A 25,797-nucleotide genomic window follows, 5' to 3' on the forward strand; every position below is an offset into this window, starting at 1 on the left:
TGCCGTCCCATCAGATAACCAAAGGCGGGCGAGGGAAAGGCGAAAGCGACGCGCGCGGACGACGTACCCTTTCACTGGAGAGCGCGCAGAGACGTCAGGACGTCGTAATTCGGGCAATCCGTCGGGATGGCCTGCGGCCCCTCACCTTTCTCGGCCAGAACAGCGAGGCAGAATTCGGTGCGCCCGCAGGTCGCACAGGTTGTGATCATCTCGGCAAAGTCAGCTTGTGTGAGAAAGCCGTCACGCATCGCTTCGGAAATGTTCACTCCGAGACGCCGCGCCATGCCGCGCGTCACCCAGAAGTTCAGATCGACATCGCTTTGCATTCCCATCATTCCACTCCTTCGGGTTCAGCCTCAATGGTCGCGCGCAGACGCGTCATCATCAGGCGGTTTTCGCAATAGGCGGGAGGTGCTTTCGCGGGGTTCATTTGCGGATCGTGCTCGGCCAGCCAGAGCAGGCAGGCCCCGGCTTCGCGGCACTTGGTGCAGCGGATCAGCGCGTCCTTCCACGCTTCGCCGCTGAGCCGCCCGGCGGCCATCTCCATGCTGAGATCGCCGCCCATCTGCTGGGCCATGCGGTTCATCATCGACGCATGGCGATTGAGGTGCTTGGCAGCGGTCATGGCAGCCTCCCTTGAAACACTCATCCCGGTGATGGGCCGACTCTGCCGCAGGGGCCGTCATTTCGATATGATTCAGATCAAGCGTCGCGTTCCGCTCTGTCGCTGTCGAGGTCATGGCCGACGTCACAGTCCAGATCGGGAGCAAAGCGCGCGGCCAGCGCCTGCGCTTCCTCCGCGATCACCGCGCGGTCGCGCCTCAAGGTCATCGCGGATTGCGAATGGGCGGCTGCGCGCAGCGCCTGATGGGCGGCGGGACGGCCGAAATGAGCGGGATGCATCTCGGCCAGAGCTTCCAGCACCTCCTGCTGGCGCAGCGCGACCTCCAGATGCCCGGCTCCGTCGCGCGCGATCGCGGCGAACGCGTCCTCGGTATACTGCTCGGGCGTCACCGCGCGCACATAGACGCGGTTGAAGACGCAATCGGGGCTCTTCGGTGGATGCCAATCGGCCAGCACACGCACCAGACGCCCGAGAATATCGATACCGGTTCCGGGGTCGTTGATCGCCGGCGAAAGCGCGCGCGAGGCAATCTCGGCCAGCGCGATCAGGCCGAATTGCGGATCCTGGTCGAAATCGCGCGCGTGGTCGATGGTGAAGGCGTCGCGCGCGGCCTCCTCGATCGTCTCGCGGGTCTCGGCGTCGCCCGGCAGCGCGTCGCATCGCACCAGATCGGATGCGCCGTGGACGAATTCGCCGGTCCGTCCGCAAAGCCAGATGTGGCAGTCATGCGTCTCGGCCACCTTTTGCAGCGCCCCCATGTCGACATGCTGCACATGGCCGGTCCGCGTCGACGTGATCCCGAAGACCCCGGGGGGCGGGTCTTCCCATTCCTTGCCGCCGAGCCACGGCCGCTCGCAGCGCGCTTTCAGCGCCGTGCTCGCAGCGTCCTCGACCCGGCTGATCACATCGCCGAGCCGTCCGAACTCGCTCAGATGCTGCACCCAGCGCAACAGCGATATCACCACCATCGCCACCACGCCGAGCGTGACGACCAGCAGGATGAATCGCCCGGAGTCGTCATAGACATCCGTCTCGAGCGCGATGATCCCGACCAGCGAAAAGACGAAAGAGCCGATGAAGCTCGCCAGCACGTTCTGGGTCACGCGGTCGGTCTGCATCAGCTTGATCGCGCGCGGCGTGGCTCCGGTCTGGGCCGAGCTGAACGCGGTGATCATGATCTGCAGCGAAAACGTCGTGACGGTCAGCATCGCGGTGGCGATGATCTTCAGGATCGGCTCCACCGAGCCCGCGCCCATCTTGTAGCCGATATCCGCGGGTACAAGGTAGCCGAAGCCCGCCGATCCCAGCGCGGTCGCGATCCCCAGCACGCCGAAGGCCGTCACCCGCACCCAGATCTCGCGCAGGACAACCCTCAGCCGCCAGCGCAGTCGCGAAAAGATTGTCATAGGTTCTTCGTCCCCGTCCCCTGTTCCCGCGTCCCGGACCCGCCTTTCCCGGCGGCCTCTCTCTCAAATCTCAAGCCCGCAGACCTTGGGCGGGTTCCTCAGCTGCCCGCCGGAATCTTGCCCGCGCGCAGTTGGGCAACGGTATTTCGCACCACGTCGAAGCGCAGCTGGTTGGGCGGGTGAGAACCCAGCATCTTGTCGCCCGGGTCCGGCAACCGCAGGAAGAACTGCGCACCCTTAAGCGGGTCGTAGCCCGCATCCCAGGTGATGATCGTACCGAGCCGGTCGGCCTCAAGCTCGTAATCCTTGGAATAGAGCCGCGAGCCGATTTCGGCCCCGATGCGCCGCGCGCGCTGGATCGTGAGCGGATCGGCGCCCTGTGCCTGCACCGCACGCCCCAGATAAGCCGCCCCCACCGCCGCATCGCGTTCGCGCGCCGCGATATGGCCCGCGATGTGATGCGCGGCCTCGTGGCCGATCACGAAGGCCAGCTCGTCGGCATTGCGCACCTCGGCGATCATCGCGAGTGTCACCCCAATCACCGGACGACCCGAACGATCCATGGTCTGGAAGGCGTTCGCGTCGAGATCGAGCCGGTCATCGACCACGAAAAGGTAGTCGCAATTGAGGTTCCGCGTGCGCTTGCGGCATTCCGACTCGATCTGCGGCTCCATGCGCTCGCCGACATCGACCAGCCGCGTCACCGCCACCTCGGCACGCTTCTTGGCTTCGGGCGAGAGCTCGCTCTCCGGGACGGGCTGCATCGGCGCCATGGTCGGCACGCAGCCCGACAGCAGCGTCGCGGCGAGCGAGAGGGTCACGAGAAGGAAACGGGCGGAAGGCATCGACGGGAAAACACCCCAGAGACAGGATTTGTCCCAGCTTAACGACTTGGCCCGGAGCCGCCTAGTGTCCTCCACGTACTCTCCCGCAAGCGGCGGCGTGATTTCGCTTTTTCGGATCGGCAAGCCGCGCTAGCATGAGGTCATGTTTACCATCGAACACGAATTCGACGCGACCGTGATCACCCTTGTCGACGAAGGGGCGAATCCGCGCGATTATTTGCAGGAGGACATCACGATCAGCTCTTTCGAGGATTGCGTGGTGGTCGAACAGCTCGACGAGCAGACCGAGCAGGTGCAGACGATCACCTTCAGCCATGCCCAGCTGCGGGAGCTGGCGGCGGCGCTCAACCTGCCCGAAGGCGTCTATCGCCTGAAGCAGACCGACAGCACCGCCGAGGACGGCTGAGGGGCCTGCCCAGCCCCGCGCGCCCGCTCAATCGAGACGGAACACCTTGTCGCGCGCGGTCTCGCCCCGGATCAGCGTCAGCCGCGACTTCGCCACACCTAGCGCCTTTGCCAGCAATTTGACGACCGCCGCATTGGCCTTGCCGTTCTCCGGAACGACCGTGACATAGGCCCGAAGCCCCTCTTCCCCGACCCGTATCTCGTTGCGCGACGCTTTTGGCGTCACGCGCAGGGCGATTTCGTTGCCAGGAATTGCGAGGTGGCTGAGATCCGTCATCGTCGCGCAGCATAGGCGCTGCACGATCGCATACAAGACAGTTGCCCATGCTGCGGTTGCAATCACATGCCGAGCGCCCGATATCTGGCGCAACAGACGGAGATTTTCATGACTGAACTGCCCGAAGTGAACCCGGCCGAGCGCAATGACGCGGCGATAGCTTTCCTTCTGACCCGCCGGTCGCGCCCGGCGAAAACCCTCAAGGCTCCTGCCCCCGGCGAGGCAGCGCTGCGCGAGATCCTGACGGCCGCGGCGCGCACTCCCGATCACGGCAAGCTGGAGCCGTGGCGCTTCATCACCATCACGCGCGAGGCCGCGCAGCGGCTGGGTGCCGAAGCCGAGGCGCGCGCCAAAGCACAGGGCCTTCCCGATGAGAAGATCGCGAAGGCCGGCAAGCAGTTCCATGACAGCCAACTTTGCGTCGCGGTAGTGTCCTCACCCAAGGAGAGCGAGAAGGTTCCGCAGGTCGAGCAACTCTATTCGGCGGGCGCGGTCTGCCTGTCGCTTCTGAACGCGGCACTCGCGGCGGGCTGGGGCGCGAACTGGCTGACCGGCTGGGCCGCGCATGACGAGGCCTTCGGGCGCGAGATGCTGGGCCTCAAGGACGGCGAAAGCGTCGCGGGCTTCATCCACTTGGGTACCGAAGGCGTGACGCCGCCCGAACGCCCCCGTCCCGACCTCGACGCGATCACCACGCGGATTTCGGAATGATCATTTCAAGCTATCTGAAAGCCTGGACCGACCTGCTGCGGCCCGGCGCGATGAAAGTCGTGGGCTTCGGCGTGGCGCTGTCGCTGGGCCTTCTCGTCGCGATCTATGTCGCGATGGTGATGCTGATCGGCTGGCTGATCCCCGACAGCTTTTCGCTGCCCTTCATCGGCGAGATCGGCCATATCGACACCGCGCTGTCAATCGTCTCGGCGGGGGTGATCCTCTTTGCATCGGTCTTCCTGATGGTGCCCGTGGCCTCCGCCTTCACCGGTTTCTTCCTCGAAGACGTGGCGGAGATGGTGGAGGACGTCCACTACCCGACGCTGCCGCCGGTGCGCAAACTCACCTTCGCGGAAGGGATGCGCGACACCGTACGCTTCTTCGGCGTGATCCTTGCGGCCAACATCATCGCGCTGATGATCTACCCCTTCGTGATCCCGCTTGCGCCGCTGATGTTCTTCGGGCTCAACGGCTACCTTCTGGGGCGTGAATACTTCCAGATGGCAGCTTTCCGGCGGATGGAACGCGAGGCGGCGCTCGAACTTTACGAACGCAACAAGGTCACGATCTGGGCCGCGGGCGCGCTGATGGCGGTGCCGCTGTCGATCCCGCTGGTGAACCTGTTCGTGCCGGTGCTGGGAGCCGCAGGCTTCACCCACCTCTTCCACGCGATCACCGGTCGCCGTGGATAAGGGGCGGCGCCGAGGCGCCGCTCACATCTCTTCCTTGATGCCCTTGCGGATCAGCAGCCAGTTCACCGGGTAGGCGGTCACGAAACCGGCCATCATCGCGATCTGCATGGCGAACCAGAATTCCGGGTCGGCGGCGTTGATCTCCGCGCCCCAGAGCCCTTTGAACACGGCGAAATGGAAGATCGCCATCATACCGTACATGCCGATCTGCCACGAGGTGAGCGAAGCCACATCGGCCTTCGCCGCCTCCTTGAGTCCCTCGCCAAGCCCGAGCCCGCGCATCGGGGCGATCGAGAAATACTGGAACACGATCCCGATCGCGAGGGCGAAGACGTAATCGAGCCCCCAGACCGCAAAGATCTTGTGCCCCCAGAAATCCGGCCAGCCGAACGCGACCAGAATCACTGGAACGGCGAGCGCGAGGTTCTCGGCCAGAATGTCACCCAAGGTGCAGCCCGCGCCGCAATGCAGTGTCCCCTTCGCGACCGAGACAGGGAAGGGCGCATTGCCATGGCCCGGAAAGCGACTGTGCAACCAGATTACTAGTGGTCCGCCAAACAGCCCGCAAATCGGCCAGACCCACGCCATGATGGCCATGTGAGGCGGGTTTCGACGCACCTGCACGAGAAGATAGATGAACGAGAGCACGCCTACAGCAAGCGATAACCAGCTCAGAACGGTAAACCAGTTTGGTGTCATGGGAGGCTCCTTTCAGCCCCCCAACCCGGCTGATCAGATACGGTTCCCGGCGCGGTCAGCGGCGCAACTGCCCGAAGAAGTCGATATCTTCCAAAGTGATGATCCCCGACAGCAGCACTGCCGCGATGACCGCCCATAGCACGATGGTGACAACGGTGGTGATCTTCACCTTCGCGCCCAGATGCGCCTCGTGCGGTGCGCCTGCGGGAGTGCCCGGCACGACCTCGTCCACATCGCCTTGCGTTTTCAGACGAACCGGCAGGACCATGAAGAAGATCATGAACCAGATCACCGCGAAGAGAATGATGCCGCCCGTGAGACTCATCAGACCTGCTCCAGTTCGATCAGGCAGCCGTTGAAATCTTTCGGGTGCAGGAACAGCACGGGCTTGCCATGCGCACCGATCTTCGGCTCACCGCTGCCCAGAACCCGCGCGCCGTCCGCCTTGAGCTTGTCGCGGGCCTCGAGGATGTCCTCCACCTCGAAACACATGTGATGGATGCCGCCCGCGGGGTTCTTTTCCAGAAAGCCGTTGATCGGACTGTCCTCGCCCAGCGGGTAGAGCAGTTCGATCTTGGTGTTGGGCAGCTCGATGAAGACGACCGTGACGCCGTGATCGGGCTCGTCCTGCGGCGCGCCAACATTGGCACCCAGCGTGTCGCGATACTTGGCCGAGGCCGCCTCGAGGTCAGGCACGGCAATAGCGACATGGTTCAGGCGTCCGATCATCTGGGTCTCCTCCGGTGATATGGATCAAGGGGTAGCGGGGCGCATCGGTTCGCGCAAGCCTGGATGCCCCTGTTCGCGTTAACACGGAGTTAGGCACTTTGCCCCTTACTGGAGAGGACCTGCCGAATCTCGAGAATCCGACGATTTCCATATCGACTGGGGGCCGCCATGAGCGACACGATACCGAACCCGACCCGCACTCCGACGCCGGAGCGTCCGCTGACCGGACTGACGGTGCTGTTGGTGGAGGACAGCCGCTTCGCCTCCGAAGCGGTGCGTCTCCTGTGTCTGCGCTCGGGCGCACGAATCCGTCGCGCCGATTGCCTCGCCTCGGCGGACCGCCACCTCAAGACCTACCGCCCTTCGATCGCGATCGTGGATATGGGCCTGCCCGACGGATCAGGCGGCGATCTCATCGCCGAAATCCGAGGGTTGCGCGGCCCGCATCCGGTGATCCTCGGCACCTCGGGCGATACCGCGCTGAAGGAGGCCGCTCTTGCCGCGGGGGCGAACGGGTTCCTCGACAAACCGATCGAGAGCCTTGCGCTATTTCAGGACACGATCCTCTCCGCCCTTCCCGAAGAGATGCGCCCGCTCGGGTGGCGCCCGCTCGCCGATCTCGTGGTCGAACCGGACCCGCTCGCGCTGCGTGACGACCTGCAACGCCTATCGAACCTCCTGCACGCGGTCGGGGTGGGCATGCCGCTCCCCGCCCTGCCCTATGCGGCGCATTTCCTGTCGAGCGTCGCCCGCTCGGCGCATGACGCGGCACTTGGAGACGCGGCGCAAAGGCTCGGCCGCCGCGGCGGCCCATCGCGCGACGACATGACCCGGGTCACGGAATTGCTCGACGAGCGGATCGCGGCGGCCGGGGCATTCTGACGCGGTCGAGGAACCGCCCGCAAGACTTCGCGTTGCCAAAACGAGTTGAAGCAACCGGAGGACCGCCAGATGAGCTCGATCTACGACGCCATCAAGCAAGATCACGAAAACCACCGCGCCCTGATGAAGAAGATCGCCGATACGTCCGGCGACAGCGCCGCGCGCACCGAAGCGTGGAAAGAGTTCTATTACGACATCAAGTCCCACGCAGCCGCCGAGGAAGAGACCTTCTATTCCAAGCTGATGACCAAGACCTGGGGCCAGGATTCCGCGCGCCACTCGGTCGAGGAACATGCCGAGCTCGACGATCTGCTCGAAGAGCTCAACGAAATGGACATGACGAGCCCCGGTTGGCTCAACAAGTTCCACAAGCTGGAGCATGACTACAACCACCACATGGACGAGGAAGAGGACGAAATCTTCGGCCGCGCAAAGGAAGTGATCGACGACAGCGAGATCGAGGATTACGGCGAGAAATTCGTCGCGCGTAAGAAGAAGGAGATGAAGCTGGTCGACGAAAAGCGGAACGACGACCCTGAAGGCTGATCGGGCTTCCACCTGAGGCTGGCACGGCACCCGCCGCAAAACATTCCGCTGCGGCTGCATCTTTCCTCCGACGCGAATAGAAAAAGGCCCCGCTCGATCCCGAGCGGGGCCTTTTTCTATTCGGACGATAGCGCCGGGATCAGTCTTCTTGAGGAAGAACCCGCAGGCGCAGCTCGCGCAGCTGTTCGTTCATCGGCTCCGACGGCGCGCCCATCATCAGGTCTTCTGCGCGCTGGTTCATCGGGAACATGATGACTTCGCGGATATTTGCGGTATCGGCGAGGATCATCACGATCCGGTCGATGCCGGCGGCGCAACCACCGTGCGGCGGGGCGCCGTATTTGAACGCCTTGACCATACCGCCGAAGCGCTTCTCGACCTCGGAGGCCGGGTAGCCCGCGATCTCGAACGCCTTGTACATCGTCTCGAGCTTGTGGTTCCGGATCGCGCCGGAAAGGATCTCGTAACCGTTGCAGGCGAGGTCATACTGGTAGCCTTTGACCTGCAGCGGGTCGCCTTCCAGCGCTTCCATGCCGCCCTGCGGCATCGAGAACGGGTTGTGCGAGAAGTCGATCTTGCCCTCGTCATCTTCCTCGTACATCGGGAAGTCGACGACCCAGGCGAACTTGAACTTGGTCTTGTCGGTCAGGCCCAGCTCTTCGCCGATTACGTTGCGCGCACGACCGGCGACGCCCTCGAAACTCGACGGCGCGCCGCCGAGGAAGAAGGCCGCATCGCCTTCGCCCAGACCCAGCTGCGCGCGGATCGCCTCGGTCCGCTCGGGGCCGATGTTCTTCGCCAGCGGGCCTGCGCCTTCGAGCGAGCCATCCTCTCCCTTGCGCCAGAAGATGTAGCCCATTCCCGGCAGGCCCTGCTCCTGCGCGAATTTGTTCATCCGGTCGCAGAACTTGCGCGAACCGCCCGTGGGGGCCGGGATCGCGCGGATCTCGGTGCCGTCCTGCTCCAGCAGCTTGGCGAAGATCGCGAAGCCCGAGTCGCGGAAGTGATCCGAGACCACCTGCATCTCGATCGGGTTGCGCAGGTCGGGCTTGTCCGAGCCGTATTTCAGCATCGCCTCGGCATAGGGGATGCGGGGCCAGTTCGGATCGACGGTGCGGTCGTCGCCGAATTCCTCGAACACGCCCTGGATCACCGGCTGCATCACGTTGAAGATGTCTTCCTGCTCGACGAAGCTCATCTCGACGTCCAGCTGGTAGAAGTCGGTGGGCGAACGGTCGGCGCGCGGGTCTTCGTCACGGAAGCACGGTGCGATCTGGAAATACTTGTCGAAGCCGCCGACCATGATCAGCTGCTTGAACTGCTGCGGCGCCTGCGGCAGCGCGTAGAACTTGCCCGGGTGCAGACGCGAGGGCACGAGGAAGTCGCGCGCGCCTTCGGGCGAGGAGGCGGTGATGATCGGCGTCTGGAACTCGTTGAAATCGGCGTCCCACATGCGTTTGCGCATGGATTTCACGACATTCGAGCGCAGGATCATCTTATCATGCAGGCTCTCGCGGCGCAGGTCGAGAAAGCGATAGGACAGACGGGTCTCTTCGGGATATTCCAGCTCGCCGAAGACCGGCAGCGGCAGTTCCTCGGCCTCACCCAGGATTTCGATGTCGCGAACATAGACCTCGATCTCGCCGGTCGGAATCTTCGGGTTGATCAGGCTCTCGTCGCGCAGTTTCACGGTGCCGTCGATGCGGATCACCCATTCCGAGCGCACTTTCTCCATCGTCTTGAACGCCGGGCTGTCGCCGTCGCACAAAACCTGCGTCATCCCGTAATGGTCGCGCAAATCGATGAAGAGCACGCCTCCGTGATCGCGCACGCGATGGACCCAGCCCGCAAGGCGGACGGTCTCACCGGCGTTGGCGGCGCTCAGATCGGCGCAGGTATGGCTGCGAAAGGCATGCATGGGAGGCTCCCGGATCGAGAATTGCGTATAGTCGCGCCGATACACCCGTTGAGAGCGCAAAAGTCAAGCTGTGCGGAGGAACACAGGCACGTCTCGAGCCGATCACGCGCGCGTGGCTCGAAAAAGAGTAAATTTTCGGTTAACTTCAGTGAGAACGGGAACTTTGGTAATTTCACAAAGGTTACCGTCGTGAAGACACACGCTGGAGCCTGCCAGCCCCGGCACGATCCGGAGAGACCGCATGAGAGCTTGGGACTCGCTTCTCGACCGTATGTTGCGCCACCTGATCCGCAGGGGCACACTCGAACTCGTCTATCCTGACGAAACCCTCATACGCTATGGCGACGGCACCGGGAATCCGGTCCGCGTTACCATGAGCAACCCGGAACTGACGAAGAAGATCGTGCTGCGGCCCGACCTCGGTGTCGGCGAAGGCTACATGAACGGCGACTATACGATTGCCGATGACGACCTGCGCGGATTTCTCGCGCTCGCAATCCGCAACCAGACCGGCTCAGGCATGCCATGGTTCGAGAAGCCGCGCGAGGCGAGCCGCTTTTTCGGGCGCCGTTTCGCGCAGTTCAATCCGGTCAACAAGGCCCGCACCAACGTGGCGCATCACTATGACCTGTCGGGCGAACTTTACGATCTCTTTCTCGACGAGGATCGGCAATATAGCTGCGCCTATTTCGAGCGTCCCGACATGACGCTGGAGGAGGCGCAGGAGGCCAAAAAACGCCATATCGCCAAGAAGCTGCTGATCGAACCGGGGATGACCATTCTTGACATCGGCTGCGGTTGGGGCGGCATGGCGATGACGCTGGCGCGCGATTTCGGCGCGAAAGTGGTGGGCGTGACGCTCTCGACCGAACAGCACGCGCTGGCCCGCAAGCGGGTGAAGGAGGCCGGGCTCGAAGACAAGATCGACATCCGTCTGACAGACTATCGCGACGTGACCGACAAGTTCGACCGCATCGTCTCGGTCGGCATGTTCGAGCATGTCGGCGTGCCCCATTACCGGGAATATTTCGCGAAGGTCCGCGAGTTGCTGAAACCGGGTGGTATCTCGCTGATCCATTTCATCGGACGTTCAGGCCCCGGCGGCGCGACGGCCGATTTCATCACCAAATACATCTTCCCCGGCGGCTATTGCCCCGCCATGTCCGAAGCGTCGAACGCGGTCGAACACGAAGGGCTCATCACCACCGATCTCGAAGTGTGGCGGCTGCATTACGCGGAAACGCTGCGCCACTGGTGCGATCGGTTCGAGGCGAATATCGACAAGGCGGTCGCACTCTATGACGAGCGGTTCTGCCGGATGTGGCGCTTCTACCTCGTGGCCTCGGAGATGGCCTTCCGCCATGGCGGACAGGTGGTGTTCCAGTACCAGCTGGCCCATGAGGTCGGCGACGTGCCGCTGACCCGCGATTACCTCTATCGGGACGACGAAGAACAGGAACACAGGCTGGCTGCCGAATAGGCGGGTATCCCCTCACCGGGCCGAAATCGGGTCGCGCCCTCGCCGCGCGCGGCCTTGGCGGGGTTGGGCCCGCGCCTTCGCGTCATCCCGCAACCCGGCTATCGCGTCCTGACCCTCTTGCGACGCCTGACCCTTTGCGTATAAAGCGCCTCAATTTGCGCAGCGACCAGAGGGGATTCCCATGCCGAAGAGAACAGACATCACGTCAATCCTCATTATCGGCGCCGGGCCCATTGTGATCGGGCAAGCCTGCGAGTTCGACTATTCGGGTGCCCAGGCCTGCAAAGCCCTCCGTGAAGAAGGCTACCGCGTCATCCTCGTCAACTCCAACCCCGCGACGATCATGACCGATCCGGGTCTGGCCGACGCCACCTATATCGAACCGATCACGCCGGAAGTCGTGGCCAAGATCATCGAGGCTGAGCGCCCCGACGCGGTGCTGCCGACGATGGGCGGGCAGACCGGCCTCAACACGGCGCTTGCTCTGGCCGATATGGGCGTGCTGGAGAAATTCGGCGTCGAGCTGATCGGTGCGAACCGTGACGCGATCGAGATGGCCGAAGACCGGAAGCTTTTCCGCGAGGCGATGGACCGGATCGGCCTCGAGAACCCGAAAGCGACCATCGTATCCTCGCCCAAGCGTGAGAACGGCACCTATGACGTCAACGAGGGTGTGCGTCAGGCGCTGGTCGAGCTGGAGCATATCGGCCTGCCCGCGATCATCCGCCCCGCCTTCACGCTGGGCGGCACCGGCGGCGGCGTGGCCTATAACCGCGAAGACTACGAGCGCATTTGCCGCTCGGGCCTCGACGCCTCTCCCGTCTCCCAGATCCTCGTCGACGAGTCGCTGCTGGGCTGGAAGGAATTCGAGATGGAGGTCGTGCGCGACCGCGCCGACAACGCCATCATCGTCTGCGCCATCGAGAACGTCGACCCGATGGGCGTCCATACCGGTGACTCGATCACCGTGGCGCCCGCGCTGACGCTGACCGACAAGGAATACCAGATCATGCGCAACGGCTCGATCGCCGTGCTGCGCGAGATCGGCGTCGAGACCGGCGGATCGAACGTGCAATGGGCAATCAACCCCGAAGATGGCCGCATGGTCGTGATCGAGATGAACCCGCGCGTATCGCGCTCCTCGGCGCTAGCCTCCAAGGCCACCGGCTTCCCGATCGCCAAGATCGCGGCGAAACTCGCCGTGGGCTACACGCTGGACGAGCTCGACAACGACATCACCAAGGTCACGCCCGCCAGCTTCGAGCCGACCATCGACTATGTCGTCACCAAGATCCCGCGCTTCGCCTTCGAGAAATTCGCAGGCTCCAAGCCGGAACTGACGACGGCGATGAAATCGGTGGGTGAGGCGATGGCGATCGGCCGGACCTTCCACGAATCCGTGCAGAAGGCGCTCGCCTCGATGGAGACGGGCCTCAGCGGCTTCGACGAGATCGAGATCGACGGCGCGCCGGAGAAGGCCGCCGTCATCAAGGCGATCTCGCAGCAGACGCCCGACCGGATGCGCCTGATCGCGCAGGCGATGCGCCACGGGCTGAGCAATGAGGAAATCCAGCACGCGACCGCGTTCGATCCGTGGTTCCTCGCCCGCATCCGCGAAATCGTCGAGGCCGAGAACGAGATTCGCAAGAAGGGCCTGCCGCTCGACGAAAAGGGTCTTCGCAATCTCAAGATGATGGGCTTCACGGACGCGCGTCTCGCCAAGCTGACTGGCCGCGACGAAGCGCAGGTCCGCCGCGCCCGCCGCAACCTTGGCGTCACCGCGGTCTTCAAGCGCATCGACACCTGCGCCGCCGAATTCGAGGCGCAGACGCCCTACATGTACTCGACCTACGAGGCCCCCGCGATGGGCGAGGTCGAATGCGAGGCGCGTCCCTCCGACCGCAAGAAAGTGGTCATCCTCGGTGGCGGTCCGAACCGGATCGGCCAGGGGATCGAGTTCGACTATTGCTGCTGCCACGCCTGTTTCGCGCTGACCGACGCGGGTTACGAGACCATCATGGTCAACTGTAACCCCGAGACCGTATCGACCGACTACGACACCTCGGATCGCCTGTATTTCGAGCCGCTGACGTTGGAGCACGTCCTCGAAATCCTGCGGGTGGAGCGTGACAACGGCACGCTGCACGGCGTGATCGTGCAATTCGGCGGCCAGACGCCCCTGAAACTCGCAAACGCGCTGGAGGCCGAAGGCATCCCGATCCTCGGCACCACGCCCGATGCGATCGACCTTGCCGAAGACCGCGAGCGGTTCCAGGACCTGCTCAACCGGCTGGGCCTGAAGCAACCGGTCAACGGCATTGCCAGCTCCGACGAGCAGGCCTTCGAGATTGCGGGCCGCGTCGGCTATCCGCTGGTGATCCGTCCCTCCTATGTGCTGGGCGGCCGCGCGATGGAAATCGTGCGCGACCTCGACCACCTCAAGCGCTACATCAAAGAGGCAGTGGTGGTCTCGGGCGACAACCCGGTGCTGCTCGACAGCTATCTGGCGGGCGCCATCGAGGTGGACGTCGATGCGCTCTGCGACGGCGAAAGCGTCCATGTTGCGGGCATCATGCAGCATATCGAGGAAGCCGGCGTCCACTCGGGCGACTCCGCCTGCTCGCTGCCGCCCTACTCGCTGAGCCCCGAGATCGTGGCCGAGCTGAAGGTGCAGACCGAGAAGATGGCCAAGGGCCTCAACGTGGTCGGCCTGATGAACGTGCAATTCGCGATCAAGGACGGCGAGATTTATGTGCTCGAAGTGAACCCGCGCGCCTCGCGCACCGTGCCCTTCGTCGCGAAAGCCACCGACTCGGCAATCGCCTCGATCGCGGCGCGCCTGATGGCGGGCGAGAAGCTGTCGGCCTTCCCGGCGCGCCCGCCCTACCCCGAAGGCGTCGGCCCCGACACGCCGCTGCCCTTCGCCGATCCGCTGACGCTGGCCGATCCGCAAACGCCGTGGTTCTCGGTCAAGGAAGCCGTGCTGCCCTTTGCCCGCTTCCCGGGTGTCGACACGCTTCTCGGCCCGGAAATGCGCTCCACCGGCGAGGTGATGGGCTGGGATCGCGACTTCCCGTCGGCCTTCTGGAAAGCCCAGCTCGGCGCGGGCACCGTGCTGCCTGAAAGCGGCCGCGTGTTCTTCTCGATCAAGGATTCCAACAAGACCGACGATCTGGCCGAGGCCGCCGCCACGCTGATCTCGATGGGCTTCACCATCGTCGCGACCGGCGGCACCGCTGCTTGGCTCGCCGAGCATGGCGTGGAAAGCGAGAAGGTGCTGAAGGTCTATGAGGGCCGCCCGAACATCGTCGACCGGCTGAAGAACGACGAGATCGACCTCGTCTTCAACACCACCGATGGCAGCCAGGCAATCTCGGACAGCCGCGACATCCGCGCGGTCGCGCTCTATGACAAGATCCCCTACTTCACCACCGCCGCCGCTTCGATCGCCGCCGTCGCAGCGATCAAGAGCCGCAAAGAGGGCGAAGTCCACGTCCGCTCGCTACAGTAAGCGACCGCGCCAGTTCAGAAAGACATGTGTCCTCCGAAGCACAAGCTTCGGAGGACATTCATTTCTCACATTCCGGATATTCTACACGCTCAATGACCGGATCGATTTCAACGCGAGCCTCGACAACTTCAACGTCTCGTACCTCAACACCAACCGCGTGTCATTCGGGATGGATTACCGTGTGAACGACGCCTTCACGCTGAACGGCACTGTCGGCCACCTCGACATGGGCTATGGCGGGGCTTCGGACTTCATCTCCATCGGCGCGAAATTCACCTTCGGTCCGAACAAAGGCGCGACATTCGAGCAGCGCGACCTCTTGCGCTATCTGCCTGGACAAGGCAACTCTGCTGCCTGACCGGTCGGACGGCTTATACTCATGACAAGGGCGGCTCCAAGTCGCCCTTTTTCATCCCCGCTGCCCGCGAGGTGCCCCCGTCACGCCCGCTGCGCCCGCCGGGCGAGCCAGCTTTGCCACGCGCCCGGAGACCCCGCGAAAGCGTTCATGTCCACCGTTCCGGGCACGCCTGGCACGACGCCCGTGCCGCTATATTGCCAGAAGCTCCAATCGGCGCCGGGGTAGCGCTCCATCGGGTGCGCGGTGACCGAGCGCAGCCACATCTCGTAGCCCGAGAAACGCGACAGGTCGTTGTCACGCCAGAAGTCGATCGTCGTGTAGATGACCGGTTTCGTGCCGTAATGACGCGTCAAAGCAGCGAGGAAGCGGTGCATCTCGGCGCGGGTGACGTGGGCCGCGGGGCGGCGCTGGCAGGTGCGCGAGGTATGGTTCCACTCGATATCCAGCACAGGCGGCAGATCCCCCCGCCGGCGCGGCACGTTGCGGATATACCAATCCGCCTGCTCTTCGGGGGAACGGCAGAAATAATAGAAGTGATACGCCCCCACCGGCACGCCCGCTGCCCGCGCGCGGGTCGCGTTGATGTGGAAACCGGGATCGGAGTGATCGCCGCCCTCGGTCGCCTTGAGCCACGCGAAGGACACGCCAGCCGCGCGCGCCCGTCGCCAATCGATCTCGCCCTGATAGCGCGCGGCGTCGATCCCGTGGACCGGCAACCGCGCTGGCGCCAGACCTTCCCAGTCATGCGGATCGGTATCGCCGAAGCGCGCGGGGATGCCGCTCGCCCGGTAGTTCGAGGCGGACAACACGGCCGGACGCATCAGCGTGGCCTGTTTGCCGCCCGGCCCGCCACCGCAGCCCGCCAAGGCCAAGGCCGCGCCCGAGACGAAGAACCTGCGTGAAATCCCCATGCTCACTCCCCCGTGATTTTTTCCCAGCCTCTCATGCAAACGCCCGCCTGTCATCGCTGACAAGCGGGCGTCTTTTGACATCGGCGAGGCTTCGCCTAAGGGGTCCGGGTCAGGTCCGTGGGCCGAAATCGGCGCTGGTCAGCACGCCGTCCCCGTTGCGATCGCGCATCGCGAACCACCGATCGGTACCGCCCACGAACTCCACGCGCGAGATTACCCCGTCACCATTCGCATCGAAGGCCCGCAGCCCTTCAGCGGCCGGGACATCCTGCCCCGAGCACATCGCACGGCCCTGACCCTGACGCTTGCCGGGCCCCTGCCCCATACCTTCTGGCATCTGATGCCCCGGACCCTTGCCGGCCGCGCGCTCCATTGCCTTATGCTCGTCGATCATGGCGATCTCCGCTGCGGAATAGGCGTCATCCTCGTTCTCGTCGAACATCGTGAAGATGTCGCCGCGCCGCTCGCGGGCTTCGGACAGCGTGACGCCGCCATCGCCATCGAGATCCCATTGCAGGAGGAATTCTTGCCCCGGCACCTGGGCAGTCTGCGCGAAGCCCGGAGCGGCACCGAGCAGGAGGGCCACGGCGAGGGGCGCGGCAAGAGGGGCGAACCGTTTCATCTGTCTGTCCTTTACAATGTGATGTCGAAAATAAAACGAAACGGCCCGCACCTTTCCGGCGCGGGCCTGACAACATGTCGCAGAGGGGAAGCCTCAGGCTTTCGCTGCGGCCAGCTCGTCCCAGCACGCCAGCGCGTGACCGGCATACATCACACCCGGGCCACCGCCCATCTGGATCGCCATGGCAAGCACGTCGCCCAGCTCCTCGCGCGTACCGCCCGCTTTCATCAACGCCTCTACATGGAACATGATGCAGGGCTCGCAACGCAGCACGACCGCCATGCCGAGGGCGATGAATTCCTTGGTCTTCACATCGAGCGGCCCGTTCTCCTTCACCGCTTTCGACAGCACACCAAAGCCGCCGACTGCGTCGGGGATCGTCTTGTTCATCACGCGTAGCTCGTTGCGCATCTCGTCGATTTTCGCCTTGTAGCTCATCGCAGGTCTCCTTCGCATTTCGTCCCTCGCGGCGTGACACGGGGCGCGGGCGAAATCCTTGACCTGCGTCAATACATTGGCGTGAGCGGGTAACGGCTGATAGCGAGGGGGCTCCGCCCCCGGCGCGGGACACGCGCCTCCCCCGGGATATTTCTCAAGCCCGAAGAGGCGCAAAGCGTCGTCCTCTTCGCCTTGGCGCAAATATCCCCGGGGGTAAATTCGCGCAGCGAAAAGGGGGGCAGCGCCCCCTTCTGCGATCTCCATCGAGAGACAGGCTCAGCCGTCGACGCGGATGCGTGCGTTAGTCGGATCGTGCGGGCTATCCTCGGTCACTTCCGCCGGATAATCGGCACCGAGGATGCGCACGCTCAGCTTGGTGCCCGGCTCGGCCAGATCGGGGCGCACATAGCCCATGCCGATCTGCTTGCCGAAGGCCACCGACCAGCCGCCCGAGGTCAGACGTCCGACCTTCTCGCCGTCCCGCTTGATGACTTCCTTGCCCCATGGATCGGCATCGTCCGGCCCGTCGATCAGAAGCGTCACGCATTTCGAGCGGATGCCGGTGTCGAGCATCGCCTGCTTGCCGGTAAACTCCTTCTCGAGGTCGATGAAGCGGTCGAGACCGGCTTCCTGCGGGGTCGCGTCGCGGCCCAGCTCGTTGCCGAAGGCGCGATAGCTCTTCTCCTGACGAAGCCAGTTCTGGGCGCGCGCGCCGACGAGCTTCATCCCGTGCTTCTCGCCCGCTTCGACCAGCAGATCCCAGAGGTAGCGGCCGAATTCGACGGGGTGATGCAGTTCCCACCCCAACTCGCCGGTATAGGCCACGCGCACGGCACGGACCGGACACATGCCCAGCTCGATATTGCGCATCGAAAGCCACGGGAAGCGCTTGTTCGAAAGAACCGTCTCCGGATAGGCGTCCTTGACGACCTCCTGCAGAATCTTGCGGGCATTGGGGCCTGCGAGCGCGAAGACGCCCCATTGGGTGGTCACGTCGTGGCAATCGACATAGTCGCCGCCCGCCGCGCGGAAATCCTCGATCGATTTGCGCAGGAAGTCGCCGTCGTAATCGGTCCAGGCACCGGCCGAGATCAGGTAGTATTCATCCTCGGCCAGCCGCACGATCGTGTATTCGGTGCGGGTCGTGCCCGCTTCGGTCAGGGCGTAGGTCAGGTTGATCCGACCCACTTTCGGCAACTTGTTGCAGGTGAAGGCATCGAGGAAGGCGGTCGCGCCGGGGCCGCGCACCAAGTGTTTGGTAAAGGCGGAGGCATCGATAAGGCCGGCGGTGTCGCGCAGCGCCTCGGCCTCGGCCTTGGCATATTGCCACCATTCGCCGCGCCGGAACGATCGGCTGTCATGGTCGAAGCTCGAAGGCGCATCCTTGGGCCCGTAGTAGTTCGGACGCTCCCAGCCGTTAGTCTGGCCCATCTGCGCGCCCGCCGCGATCTGGCGATCATAGGCGGGGGCGGTGCGCAGCGGGCGGCAGGCTTCGCGCTCTTCATCGGGGTGGTGCAGGATGAAGACGTGCTCATAGGCCTCTTCGTTCTTGCGCGCCGCGTATTCGGTGGTCATCCAGCTGCCGTAGCGCTTGGGGTCGAGCGAGGCCATGTCGATCTCGGCCTCGCCTTCGACCATCATTTGCGCGAGGTAATAGCCGGTGCCGCCCGCGGCGGTGATACCGAAGGAGAAGCCTTCCGCCAGCCACATGTTGCGCAGGCCCGGCGCCGGGCCGACCAGCGGGTTGCCATCGGGGGTGTAGCAGATCGGGCCGTTGAAATCGTCCTTCAGGCCGACTTCCTCGGAACTCGGCAAGCGATGGATCATCGACATGTATTCTTCTTCGATACGCTCCAGATCGAGCTGGAACAGATCGGCGCGGAAACTCTCCGGCACGTCGTAGAGGAAGCGCGCGGGCGCGTTGCGCTCATAGGGGCCCAAGATCCAGCCGCCGCGCTCTTCGCGGACATACCATTTCGCATCCGCATCTCGCAGCACCGGGTGCTCGGGGTTGCCCTCGGCGCGCCATTTGACGAGCGCCGGATCGGCATCGGTCACGATGAACTGGTGCTCGACGGGAATGGCGGGGATCTTGATGCCCAGCAGGCGCGCGGTGCGCTGCGCGTGGTTGCCGGTGCAGGTCACGACATGCTCGGCGCGGATCTCGATCTCTTCGCCGGAGCCGACAAGGTTGCCGCCCTTCTCGACCATCTTCTCGAGCGTCACGACCCATTCCGAACCGGTCCAGCGATAAGCGTTGACCTGCAGCTTGCGCGCGATCTCGGCACCGTGCTGGCGCGCGCCCTTGGCCATCGCCTGCGTCACGTCGGCGGGATTGATATAGCCGTCCTGCGGGTGGAACAGCGCACCCACGAGGTCTTCGGTGTTCAGAAGCGGCCAACGCTCCTTCATCTGCGCAGGCGTGAGGAACTCGTGATAGACGTCCGCGGTCTCGGCCACGGAAGAATAGAGCTTGTACTCGTCCATCCGTTCCTGCGTCTGCGCCATGCGCAGGTTGCCCACGATCGCAAAACCCGCATTCAGCCCGGTCTCGGCTTCGAGCGTCTTGTAGAAATCGACCGAGTATTTGTGGATGTGGGTCGTCGCGTAGCTCATGTTGAACAGCGGCAGCAGACCCGCGGCGTGCCAGGTTGAGCCCGAGGTCAGTTCGTCGCGCTCGATCAGCAGCGTGTCCCAGCCCGCCTTGGCGAGATGATAGGCGACACCGCACCCGACCGCGCCGCCACCGACGACCAGAGCTTTCACATGGGTTTTCATCGCGGGGCCTCCTTACCGATACGGACGTAGGGGCAGATTGACCCTCATATTCGCGAACGCAATCCGATCCGGGCGACATTCGCGCGACAAAAACGACAAAACCGCACACGCCACGCTTTGGGCGCGCGGCGCCAGCCCGCCATAGCCCGTTCATGAAAGCCCAAGCCTCGTTGGACGGCCCCGAACCGAGCGATGACATGGTCGTGATGCGAGTCGCGAATTCGTGTTTAGTTCCCGCAAAAAGTAAAAATTTTTCCCTTGCATGCACAGGAACTGTGCGCGGGTTCACCAGTTTTCAGTGCATCAGAGGCGGCGGTGACGGAAAGCAAAGCCGACCCGCCTCGCCTAATTCGAAAGGGAGACGAGATATGAAGAAGCTCATCACCACTACCGCAATCGGCCTGATGCTTGCCCTGCCCGCACATGCCGAAAACAAAGCGAATGCCAACGCCAAGGCGGAAGCCAACGCGAACGCTTCGGCCAGCATGTCGGGCGACATGTTCATGAAGTCGATTCCGGATTCCTTCAACGCCTCGGGCCTCATGGGCAAGCGCGTGTACATCTCGAAGGACAAGGTCGACGCCAAGACCGCGGTCAACGAGGCGCAGGACAACTGGGATGACGTCGGCGAAGTCAGCGACGTCGTGCTCGGCACCGATGGTAAGGTCGATGCCGTACTCGTCGACGTTGGCGGATTCCTCGGCATCGGCGAGAAGACCGTCGCGATCTCGATGGATTCGCTGAACCTGGTTCCCGATGGCGACACCGAAAATTCCTATTTCGTCGTCGCTCAGGGCAGCAAGGACCAGCTGGACCAAGCCCCGAAATACGACGCCGAAATGCAGACCGCGTTCAGCTCGGACACGAAGGGCGAGATGAACGGCAACGACAACGGCGAAGACATGCAGAACGCCGATGCGTCGCAGTCGCAAGATTCGGACATGGACGGCGACAAGATGGAAAACGCCGACGCGTCGCAGAAGATGGATAAGGCTGGCGACAACGCGGAAGCCGCTGCCACCGCGACCGCCGCTGCCGCTGGCGCCGCTGCGAACGAAGCTGCCGACAAGACCGCCAAAGCTGCCGATAACGCAGGCGAAGCGATGGACAACGCTGCCGAGAACACGGCCGACGCTGCTCAGAACGCCGCGCAGGACACCGAGCAGGCGATGAACAACGCCGCCGACAAGACCCAAGAGATGGCGAAAGACGCCGCTCAGAACACCAAGGAAGCAGCGAACGAAACCGGCCAAGCCGTCGAGAACGCTGCTGACAACGCTGGCGAAGCGACCAAGGAAGCCGCGAACGAAACCGGGAGCGCGATCGACGACGCCGTCGACAGCACCGCTGCCGCCGTGGGCACCATGGGGCAAGCCGACAAGGAGAGCGGCCAGAAGGTCGACGTGGCTTCGGTCGATCCCGACACGCTGCGTGGTGAAGGCGTCTATGGCCCGAACGACGACAAGGTCGGCGACGTGTCCGAACTGGTTCAGGGCAAGGACGGTAAAGTCTCGGGCGTCGTGATCGACGTGGGGGGCTTCCTCGGCATCGGCGCCAAGCCGGTCGAGATCAAGGCCAGCGAGCTGACCGTTCTGAAGAACGACACTTCGATCACCGTGCATACGGGTCTGACCGAAGAGCAACTGAAGAAGCTTCCGAAATACGAAGCGAAGTAATCTTCGGATGATGTGACGGAGAGCGGGGGCAGCCCCTGCTCCCAGCGAAGGCCCCGGGACTGTCCCGGGGCCTTTCGTCATTTCGGCCGCATTTCGACCTCGGGGTCGTCTGCCGCAAATGAAAAGGCCCCGGATCGCACTGACGCATTCCGCGTGGTGGGAGGTTTGATGAGATATCTCATCGGCGACAAGAGGAACCGAGCGCAGTAGAGCTCGTTGGCCATAGCAAGTATGCGGCGATTTCATCGTCGCCTACTTGCTATGGCGATGTCTCGAAAGCGTGTTGGGCAGGTCGGCTCACGACCAGTTTCATCTGCGGCTTCAGCCGAAGCGGCGGAAAAGACTGAACTGGAAGGACTGGCTTTTGCCCGAGGGAGTCTGATGCAGGTGGTGGCGATGCGCCACGAGTTCGAAGCTTTCTCCAAGCAACTGGGCGAGGTCGTTTGGACTATATCGGGCGACTGGGAGGCCACTACATTTCTCCGGCCCGTCTGGCGCAAAGGTGGCAATGATCGCATGGCCGCCGATGTTCACCGCGCGCGCGAGGTTTTCCAGATAGGCCGCCCGCTCCGCCGCATCGACGAGGAAGTGGAACACTGCCCTGTCGTGCCACAGGTCGTAATGGTGATCAGGGGCCCAAGTGGTGATGTCTGCTGACATCCATTTCACTGTTTCACCGGCTTGTCCCAGCCGGTCTCGGGCTACATCCAGGGCGACCTGCGATAGATCGAGGACTGTGATATCGCGAAGTCCCATCGCGACGAGAGCGCCCGCAAGGCGGGAGGTTCCTCCGCCAATGTCGATGATTGATGAATTCGCAGTTGCGCCAGCCATCTCGATCAGTTCGAGCGAGACCCGTGGATCATCCTGATGCCAACTCAACTGGGCCTCGGACTTCTCGCCATAGACGGTGTCCCAGTGTGCCTTTCTGTCGACCGTCATGTCTCCACGCCCTCCCAACTCATTGCGGCGAAAGCACCCTTCGAAAGACTGCTCCGCCGTCCATCTTCGACCGGAGTAGAAACCAACGCAGGTAACGCCCCAGACACTTCGACACCGGACCTTTGAAGGGCCCCATGAAGTCGTTGTAGCGGGAGTGTAATGCGTTCACATTCTGGGTGTGAAATGCTTTCTGCGTGGCCTGTTTGCCTGGCTTGTTCTTCTTGGTGAGGAGAACGGCGTGCGGCTTGAAGTCGATACGGATGCTCGTCCGCGGATTTTGCCGCATGCGAAGGGCAAGCTTGTGGCCGAGGGATATTGGCTGCATTCATGAAACCGGAAGCAGAAAGGTCTGAAATCACTGATTTTTCTTCATTCACGCAGGCGAATGATGCCGCCGAGAAAAAAGTCTCGGATTTACGACATCTTTTTCGGAACCTGACGCGGCATTTTCCTTAGAAATAATAAAGACCTGCCGTGAGTATCACGACAGGCCCGATCTTTTGGGCCTCCCACCACGCGGAATGCGTCAGGATCGCACCGGGGCCTTTTCTCTGCCACCTGGGGATCAGATCATCGACGGCACGACGAGATCCGGCGGCCGGTGACCGTCGGCGAAGGTCTTGATATTGACCAGTACCTTCTCGCCCATCTCAACACGTCCTTCGACCGTGGCCGAGCCCATATGGGGCAGCAGCACCACGTTCGGCAGCTCGCGCAGACGCGGATTGACGTCCGCGCCATGCTCGAACACGTCGAGCCCGGCCCCGGCCAGCTCGCCCGCCCGCAACGCCCGTGTCAGCGCGTTTTCGTCGATCACCTCGCCCCGCGACGTATTCACGATCACCGCCTCGCGCTTGAGCATCTTCAGCCGCCGCGCATTGAGCAGGTGGAAGGTAGACGGCGTGTGCGGACAGTTCACCGAGATCACATCCATCCGGCTCACCATCTGGTCGAGGCTGTCCCAATAGGTCGCTTCCAGCTCGGCCTCGATATCCGGGTGAACCTTGGTGCGGTTGTGGTAGTGAATCTGCATCCCGAACGCCTTGGCGCGCCGCGCCACCGCCTGACCGATCCGGCCCATGCCGAGAATGCCCAGCCGCTTTCCGCCAATCCGATGGCCCATGAAGGCGGTGGGGGCCCAGCCCTTCCAGTCGCCCGCCTGCATATGCGCGAGCCCCTCGGGAATGCGTCGTGTCACCGCCAGCATCAGCGCGATCGTCATATCCGCCGTATCATCGGTGACGACACCGGGCGTGTTCGACACCAGCACCCCGCGCTGACGCGCCGAGGACACGTCGATATGATCGACCCCGGCGCCGTAATTTGCGATCAGTTTCAGGCGCTCGCCAGCCTGCGAGATCATCGACGCATCGATCCGATCGGTCACGCAAGGCACGAGAACATCGGCGCGCTTCATCGCCTCGACAAGGTCCTCCCGGCTCATCTTGCGATCGTCGTGATTGAGCTCGACCTCGAACAATTCCTTCATCCGGGTCTCGACGACCTCGGGCAGGCGTCGCGTCACGACAACACTCAGGCGCGGTGCAGGCATCTCGGTCCTCTCCTCTCTTCCATCGCGGGGCGGTTGGATGCAAACTGCCCCTCAACGCGGGCAGGCACAAGGCCCGGCAAGAGCAGTAATGGCCGAAATCGACACGCGAGCGCAATTTTATTGCGCACCGGATGTCGCAGACCCGCGGATCAGCCGACGGGCGGGCCGGGATATGAGGCGGATGATGACGGGCAGCAAAATCCTCGCGGCGGTATCCTCAATTGCGATTCTGGTGGGTGCGGTCTGGAGCGTGTCGGGCAATGCCTCGGGCGCGCAATCGAAACCCGACGCGGCACCCTCTCAGACGGCTGCAAGCAGCCAGACCAACAAGCCCCAAGCGAAGCCCGCGGCCGAACCCGATGGCAATGGCCCCGACGTGCAACTGTCGAAACCGCAACATCGCGGCCCCGTCACCCACCTGCCGATCCCGCGCTACGTCTCGCTCAAGGGCTCGAAGGGAAATGTGCGCCGCGGCCCGTCCCTGTCGCACCGGATCGACTGGGTGTTCACCCACGCGGGCATGCCGCTGAAAGTCACCGCAGAATTCGGCCACTGGCGGCGCGTCGAGGATAACGAAGGGCAAGGCGGCTGGATTCACTACACGCTGATCTCGGGCGTCCGGAACGTGATCGTCATGCAGGACATGGTCTCGCTCCATGCCCGTCCCGATCCGAAATCCGCGGTCACTGCCAAGGCGCAGGCCGGAGCGATCGCGCAGCTGGGGGCCTGCACCCACGATTGGTGCGAAATCTCGGGTACGGGCGCGGATGGCTGGTTACCCAAGACGGAAATCTGGGGCGTCGACCCCGACGAGACCCGTGACTGAGACGCTCTCCTGCGCTAGAGCAACGGCGCAAAGGTAGAGGCGGCGGCGATGGCCTATAGCGAAAACGAACACCGGATGAACACCTCGGCGGGTCTGGCCTCGGTCGGCACCGCCGCGCTGCTCGTCGCGATAAAGGCCTGGGCGCTGTGGCAGACCGGGGCGCTCTCCGTGGGCGCCTCGCTGGCCGATAGCGCGGTGGACCTGCTGATCTCGGGCGCGGGGCTGCTGGCGATCCTCTATGCCGCGAAACCCGCCGATGACGATCACGCTTTCGGGCATAGCTCGGCCGAAGACCTCGCGGCCCTCGGTCAGGCGCTGATCGTGCTGGGCGCAGGCGCCACGATCGGCATCACCGGGATACGGCGGCTGATGGCGCCTTCGCCCCCGCCGCTCGCCGCAGAGGGGCTTGGGATCGCGGTGATGGTCGCCTCTGCGGTGATCACCTTCGGCCTGATCTGGTGGCAGGGCCGCGTGGCAAAGGCGACCGGCAACAAGGTCGTCGCCGCCGACCGGCTGCACTATGTGGGCGACCTGCTGCCGACACTGGGCGCGATCCTCGCGCTCTGGCTCTCGCATGCCTTTGGCTGGGGCGACGTGGACAGCATCGTCGCCCTGATCGCCGCCGCGATCATGCTAGCCGGCGCGGCGAAGATCTTCATTGGCGCATGGCACGCCCTGATGGACCGCGCAGCCCCTGACGACGTGATCGAAGGCATCGCCAAGATCGCCCGCGACTGGCCCGATGTGCGCGGCTTTCACGATCTTAAAACCCGCACCGCCGGCGCGCAGATCTTCGTAAACCTGCATATCGAACTCGACGGGGATCAGACGCTGGAGGAAGCGCACGACATCGGCGCCGCGCTCAAACGCGCCATTGTCGCGGCCTATCCGCAGGCCGACGTCATCATCCACAAGGATGTCTATCGGGGCTGAGCGCGGAGGGGGCGCTGCCCCCACGGCTTGCGCCG

Annotated in this window: 26 protein-coding genes; 11 read left to right on the forward strand and 15 right to left on the reverse strand. The window is 63.6% G+C overall.

Annotated features, from left to right (window positions below):
* Positions 1–71 precede the first annotated feature (71 nt).
* The 4 genes from B6V76_RS09515 to B6V76_RS09530 form a co-directional block, all read right to left on the reverse strand.
* Complete coding sequence (locus B6V76_RS09515; RefSeq protein WP_088719648.1) at positions 72–332, reverse strand: DUF6455 family protein; 261 nt, start codon at positions 330–332, stop codon at positions 72–74.
* Positions 332–625 carry a DUF6455 family protein gene (locus tag B6V76_RS09520; protein ID WP_088725669.1) on the reverse strand — a complete coding sequence of 98 codons (294 nt, stop codon included), beginning with the start codon at positions 623–625 and terminating at the stop codon, positions 332–334. Before B6V76_RS09520 ends, B6V76_RS09515 begins: the two co-directional genes overlap by 1 nt.
* Positions 626–702: 77 nt before the next feature.
* On the reverse strand, positions 703–2,031 hold the full coding sequence (locus B6V76_RS09525; RefSeq protein WP_088727299.1) for a DUF2254 domain-containing protein: 1,329 nt from the start codon (positions 2,029–2,031) through the stop codon (positions 703–705).
* Positions 2,032–2,129: 98 nt separating this feature from the next.
* Positions 2,130–2,876, reverse strand: a complete 747-nt coding sequence (locus tag B6V76_RS09530) for a M48 family metallopeptidase (RefSeq protein ID WP_088719647.1) — start codon at positions 2,874–2,876, stop codon at positions 2,130–2,132.
* A 142-nt stretch (positions 2,877–3,018) separates the two neighbouring features.
* Between B6V76_RS09530 and B6V76_RS09535 the strand changes: the two genes are divergently transcribed.
* Positions 3,019–3,282 (forward strand): hypothetical protein, encoded by a 264-nt coding sequence (locus B6V76_RS09535; protein WP_088727300.1) that lies wholly within the window; start codon positions 3,019–3,021, stop codon positions 3,280–3,282.
* A gap of 27 nt (positions 3,283–3,309) precedes the next feature.
* On the opposite strand, the gene B6V76_RS09540 is transcribed toward B6V76_RS09535, so the two are convergent.
* Positions 3,310–3,558: a DUF167 domain-containing protein gene (locus tag B6V76_RS09540; RefSeq protein ID WP_075774333.1), complete on the reverse strand. Its 249-nt coding sequence runs from the start codon at positions 3,556–3,558 to the stop codon at positions 3,310–3,312.
* A gap of 108 nt (positions 3,559–3,666) precedes the next feature.
* Here B6V76_RS09540 and B6V76_RS09545 point away from each other — a divergent pair, with 108 nt between their 5' ends.
* Together B6V76_RS09545 and B6V76_RS09550 are read left to right on the forward strand one after the other, a co-directional pair.
* Positions 3,667–4,269: a nitroreductase gene (locus B6V76_RS09545; RefSeq protein WP_088727301.1), complete on the forward strand. Its 603-nt coding sequence runs from the start codon at positions 3,667–3,669 to the stop codon at positions 4,267–4,269.
* Positions 4,266–4,961: an EI24 domain-containing protein gene (locus B6V76_RS09550; RefSeq protein ID WP_088719645.1), complete on the forward strand. Its 696-nt coding sequence runs from the start codon at positions 4,266–4,268 to the stop codon at positions 4,959–4,961. Before B6V76_RS09545 ends, B6V76_RS09550 begins: the two co-directional genes overlap by 4 nt.
* A 21-nt stretch (positions 4,962–4,982) precedes the next feature.
* Here B6V76_RS09550 and B6V76_RS09555 read toward each other — a convergent pair whose 3' ends face one another.
* From B6V76_RS09555 to mce, 3 genes are read right to left on the reverse strand one after another with little or no spacing between them, the layout of a single operon-like run.
* Positions 4,983–5,660 carry a DUF4396 domain-containing protein gene (locus B6V76_RS09555; protein ID WP_075774128.1) on the reverse strand — a complete coding sequence of 226 codons (678 nt, stop codon included), beginning with the start codon at positions 5,658–5,660 and terminating at the stop codon, positions 4,983–4,985.
* 55 nt (positions 5,661–5,715) lie between these two features.
* Complete coding sequence (locus B6V76_RS09560) at positions 5,716–5,985, reverse strand: DUF1467 family protein (protein WP_075774127.1); 270 nt, start codon at positions 5,983–5,985, stop codon at positions 5,716–5,718.
* Positions 5,985–6,389, reverse strand: a complete 405-nt coding sequence (mce, locus tag B6V76_RS09565; protein WP_075774126.1) for a methylmalonyl-CoA epimerase — start codon at positions 6,387–6,389, stop codon at positions 5,985–5,987. Before mce ends, B6V76_RS09560 begins: the two co-directional genes overlap by 1 nt.
* Before the next feature lie 168 nt (positions 6,390–6,557).
* On the opposite strand from mce, the gene B6V76_RS09570 reads away from it, so the two are divergent.
* Both B6V76_RS09570 and B6V76_RS09575 read left to right on the forward strand, forming a co-directional pair.
* Positions 6,558–7,271 (forward strand): response regulator, encoded by a 714-nt coding sequence (locus B6V76_RS09570; RefSeq protein ID WP_088719644.1) that lies wholly within the window; start codon positions 6,558–6,560, stop codon positions 7,269–7,271.
* Between the two features lie 69 nt (positions 7,272–7,340).
* On the forward strand, positions 7,341–7,817 hold the full coding sequence (locus B6V76_RS09575; protein ID WP_088725667.1) for a hemerythrin domain-containing protein: 477 nt from the start codon (positions 7,341–7,343) through the stop codon (positions 7,815–7,817).
* 139 nt (positions 7,818–7,956) lie between these two features.
* Here the strand turns inward: B6V76_RS09575 and aspS are convergent, their stop codons facing one another.
* Positions 7,957–9,735: an aspartate--tRNA ligase gene (aspS, locus tag B6V76_RS09580; protein WP_075774123.1), complete on the reverse strand. Its 1,779-nt coding sequence runs from the start codon at positions 9,733–9,735 to the stop codon at positions 7,957–7,959.
* 241 nt (positions 9,736–9,976) lie between these two features.
* Here aspS and B6V76_RS09585 point away from each other — a divergent pair, with 241 nt between their 5' ends.
* The 3 genes from B6V76_RS09585 to B6V76_RS09595 all read left to right on the forward strand — a co-directional run bounded on the left by B6V76_RS09585 (position 9,977) and on the right by B6V76_RS09595 (position 15,084).
* Positions 9,977–11,215: a cyclopropane-fatty-acyl-phospholipid synthase family protein gene (locus B6V76_RS09585; protein ID WP_088727302.1), complete on the forward strand. Its 1,239-nt coding sequence runs from the start codon at positions 9,977–9,979 to the stop codon at positions 11,213–11,215.
* A 181-nt stretch (positions 11,216–11,396) separates the two neighbouring features.
* Positions 11,397–14,726, forward strand: coding sequence for a carbamoyl-phosphate synthase large subunit (gene carB, locus B6V76_RS09590; RefSeq protein ID WP_075774121.1), 3,330 nt, complete (start codon positions 11,397–11,399; stop codon positions 14,724–14,726).
* A 169-nt stretch (positions 14,727–14,895) separates the two neighbouring features.
* The gene (locus B6V76_RS09595; protein ID WP_075774120.1) at positions 14,896–15,084 is read left to right on the forward strand and encodes a hypothetical protein; all 189 of its coding nucleotides are present in this window, start codon (positions 14,896–14,898) and stop codon (positions 15,082–15,084) included.
* A gap of 80 nt (positions 15,085–15,164) precedes the next feature.
* On the opposite strand, the gene B6V76_RS09600 is transcribed toward B6V76_RS09595, so the two are convergent.
* The 4 genes from B6V76_RS09600 to B6V76_RS09615 form a co-directional block, all read right to left on the reverse strand.
* Positions 15,165–15,905, reverse strand: coding sequence for a GH25 family lysozyme (locus B6V76_RS09600; protein ID WP_088719769.1), 741 nt, complete (start codon positions 15,903–15,905; stop codon positions 15,165–15,167).
* Positions 15,906–16,104: 199 nt separating this feature from the next.
* Positions 16,105–16,617, reverse strand: a complete 513-nt coding sequence (locus B6V76_RS09605) for a calcium-binding protein (protein ID WP_088727303.1) — start codon at positions 16,615–16,617, stop codon at positions 16,105–16,107.
* A 93-nt stretch (positions 16,618–16,710) separates the two neighbouring features.
* Positions 16,711–17,055: a carboxymuconolactone decarboxylase family protein gene (locus B6V76_RS09610; protein WP_088722382.1), complete on the reverse strand. Its 345-nt coding sequence runs from the start codon at positions 17,053–17,055 to the stop codon at positions 16,711–16,713.
* Positions 17,056–17,331: 276 nt separating this feature from the next.
* On the reverse strand, positions 17,332–19,833 hold the full coding sequence (locus B6V76_RS09615) for an FAD-dependent oxidoreductase (protein WP_088727304.1): 2,502 nt from the start codon (positions 19,831–19,833) through the stop codon (positions 17,332–17,334).
* 368 nt (positions 19,834–20,201) lie between these two features.
* On the opposite strand from B6V76_RS09615, the gene B6V76_RS19920 reads away from it, so the two are divergent.
* On the forward strand, positions 20,202–21,509 hold the full coding sequence (locus B6V76_RS19920) for a PRC-barrel domain-containing protein (RefSeq protein ID WP_240497835.1): 1,308 nt from the start codon (positions 20,202–20,204) through the stop codon (positions 21,507–21,509).
* A gap of 321 nt (positions 21,510–21,830) precedes the next feature.
* Here the strand turns inward: B6V76_RS19920 and B6V76_RS09625 are convergent, their stop codons facing one another.
* Together B6V76_RS09625 and B6V76_RS09635 are read right to left on the reverse strand one after the other, a co-directional pair.
* On the reverse strand, positions 21,831–22,451 hold the full coding sequence (locus B6V76_RS09625; protein ID WP_088727306.1) for a class I SAM-dependent methyltransferase: 621 nt from the start codon (positions 22,449–22,451) through the stop codon (positions 21,831–21,833).
* 565 nt (positions 22,452–23,016) lie between these two features.
* Positions 23,017–24,003: a D-glycerate dehydrogenase gene (locus tag B6V76_RS09635; protein WP_088727308.1), complete on the reverse strand. Its 987-nt coding sequence runs from the start codon at positions 24,001–24,003 to the stop codon at positions 23,017–23,019.
* A 184-nt stretch (positions 24,004–24,187) separates the two neighbouring features.
* Between B6V76_RS09635 and B6V76_RS09640 the strand changes: the two genes are divergently transcribed.
* Positions 24,188–24,829 carry an SH3 domain-containing protein gene (locus B6V76_RS09640; protein WP_088727461.1) on the forward strand — a complete coding sequence of 214 codons (642 nt, stop codon included), beginning with the start codon at positions 24,188–24,190 and terminating at the stop codon, positions 24,827–24,829.
* 48 nt (positions 24,830–24,877) lie between these two features.
* Positions 24,878–25,762, forward strand: a complete 885-nt coding sequence (locus B6V76_RS09645; RefSeq protein WP_088727309.1) for a cation diffusion facilitator family transporter — start codon at positions 24,878–24,880, stop codon at positions 25,760–25,762.
* Positions 25,763–25,797: the final 35 nt, after the last annotated feature.

The sequence above is a fragment of the Thioclava sp. IC9 genome (assembly GCF_002213225.1).
GTDB lineage: Bacteria > Pseudomonadota > Alphaproteobacteria > Rhodobacterales > Rhodobacteraceae > Thioclava > Thioclava nitratireducens.

What these genes read in the sequence shown, in the direction of transcription:
- B6V76_RS09515 (WP_088719648.1), bottom strand. Translation starts at nt 332, where the DNA reads ATGGGAATGCAAAGCGATGTCGATCTGAACTTCTGGGTGACGCGCGGC.
- B6V76_RS09520 (WP_088725669.1), bottom strand. Translation starts at nt 625, where the DNA reads ATGACCGCTGCCAAGCACCTCAATCGCCATGCGTCGATGATGAACCGC.
- B6V76_RS09525 (WP_088727299.1), bottom strand. Translation starts at nt 2,031, where the DNA reads ATGACAATCTTTTCGCGACTGCGCTGGCGGCTGAGGGTTGTCCTGCGC.
- B6V76_RS09530 (WP_088719647.1), bottom strand. Translation starts at nt 2,876, where the DNA reads ATGCCTTCCGCCCGTTTCCTTCTCGTGACCCTCTCGCTCGCCGCGACG.
- B6V76_RS09535 (WP_088727300.1), top strand. Translation starts at nt 3,019, where the DNA reads ATGTTTACCATCGAACACGAATTCGACGCGACCGTGATCACCCTTGTC.
- B6V76_RS09540 (WP_075774333.1), bottom strand. Translation starts at nt 3,558, where the DNA reads ATGACGGATCTCAGCCACCTCGCAATTCCTGGCAACGAAATCGCCCTG.
- B6V76_RS09545 (WP_088727301.1), top strand. Translation starts at nt 3,667, where the DNA reads ATGACTGAACTGCCCGAAGTGAACCCGGCCGAGCGCAATGACGCGGCG.
- B6V76_RS09550 (WP_088719645.1), top strand. Translation starts at nt 4,266, where the DNA reads ATGATCATTTCAAGCTATCTGAAAGCCTGGACCGACCTGCTGCGGCCC.
- B6V76_RS09555 (WP_075774128.1), bottom strand. Translation starts at nt 5,660, where the DNA reads ATGACACCAAACTGGTTTACCGTTCTGAGCTGGTTATCGCTTGCTGTA.
- B6V76_RS09560 (WP_075774127.1), bottom strand. Translation starts at nt 5,985, where the DNA reads ATGAGTCTCACGGGCGGCATCATTCTCTTCGCGGTGATCTGGTTCATG.
- mce (WP_075774126.1), bottom strand. Translation starts at nt 6,389, where the DNA reads ATGATCGGACGCCTGAACCATGTCGCTATTGCCGTGCCTGACCTCGAG.
- B6V76_RS09570 (WP_088719644.1), top strand. Translation starts at nt 6,558, where the DNA reads ATGAGCGACACGATACCGAACCCGACCCGCACTCCGACGCCGGAGCGT.
- B6V76_RS09575 (WP_088725667.1), top strand. Translation starts at nt 7,341, where the DNA reads ATGAGCTCGATCTACGACGCCATCAAGCAAGATCACGAAAACCACCGC.
- aspS (WP_075774123.1), bottom strand. Translation starts at nt 9,735, where the DNA reads ATGCATGCCTTTCGCAGCCATACCTGCGCCGATCTGAGCGCCGCCAAC.
- B6V76_RS09585 (WP_088727302.1), top strand. Translation starts at nt 9,977, where the DNA reads ATGAGAGCTTGGGACTCGCTTCTCGACCGTATGTTGCGCCACCTGATC.
- carB (WP_075774121.1), top strand. Translation starts at nt 11,397, where the DNA reads ATGCCGAAGAGAACAGACATCACGTCAATCCTCATTATCGGCGCCGGG.
- B6V76_RS09595 (WP_075774120.1), top strand. Translation starts at nt 14,896, where the DNA reads ATGGATTACCGTGTGAACGACGCCTTCACGCTGAACGGCACTGTCGGC.
- B6V76_RS09600 (WP_088719769.1), bottom strand. Translation starts at nt 15,905, where the DNA reads ATGCGTCCGGCCGTGTTGTCCGCCTCGAACTACCGGGCGAGCGGCATC.
- B6V76_RS09605 (WP_088727303.1), bottom strand. Translation starts at nt 16,617, where the DNA reads ATGAAACGGTTCGCCCCTCTTGCCGCGCCCCTCGCCGTGGCCCTCCTG.
- B6V76_RS09610 (WP_088722382.1), bottom strand. Translation starts at nt 17,055, where the DNA reads ATGAGCTACAAGGCGAAAATCGACGAGATGCGCAACGAGCTACGCGTG.
- B6V76_RS09615 (WP_088727304.1), bottom strand. Translation starts at nt 19,833, where the DNA reads ATGAAAACCCATGTGAAAGCTCTGGTCGTCGGTGGCGGCGCGGTCGGG.
- B6V76_RS19920 (WP_240497835.1), top strand. Translation starts at nt 20,202, where the DNA reads ATGAAGAAGCTCATCACCACTACCGCAATCGGCCTGATGCTTGCCCTG.
- B6V76_RS09625 (WP_088727306.1), bottom strand. Translation starts at nt 22,451, where the DNA reads ATGACGGTCGACAGAAAGGCACACTGGGACACCGTCTATGGCGAGAAG.
- B6V76_RS09635 (WP_088727308.1), bottom strand. Translation starts at nt 24,003, where the DNA reads ATGCCTGCACCGCGCCTGAGTGTTGTCGTGACGCGACGCCTGCCCGAG.
- B6V76_RS09640 (WP_088727461.1), top strand. Translation starts at nt 24,188, where the DNA reads ATGACGGGCAGCAAAATCCTCGCGGCGGTATCCTCAATTGCGATTCTG.
- B6V76_RS09645 (WP_088727309.1), top strand. Translation starts at nt 24,878, where the DNA reads ATGGCCTATAGCGAAAACGAACACCGGATGAACACCTCGGCGGGTCTG.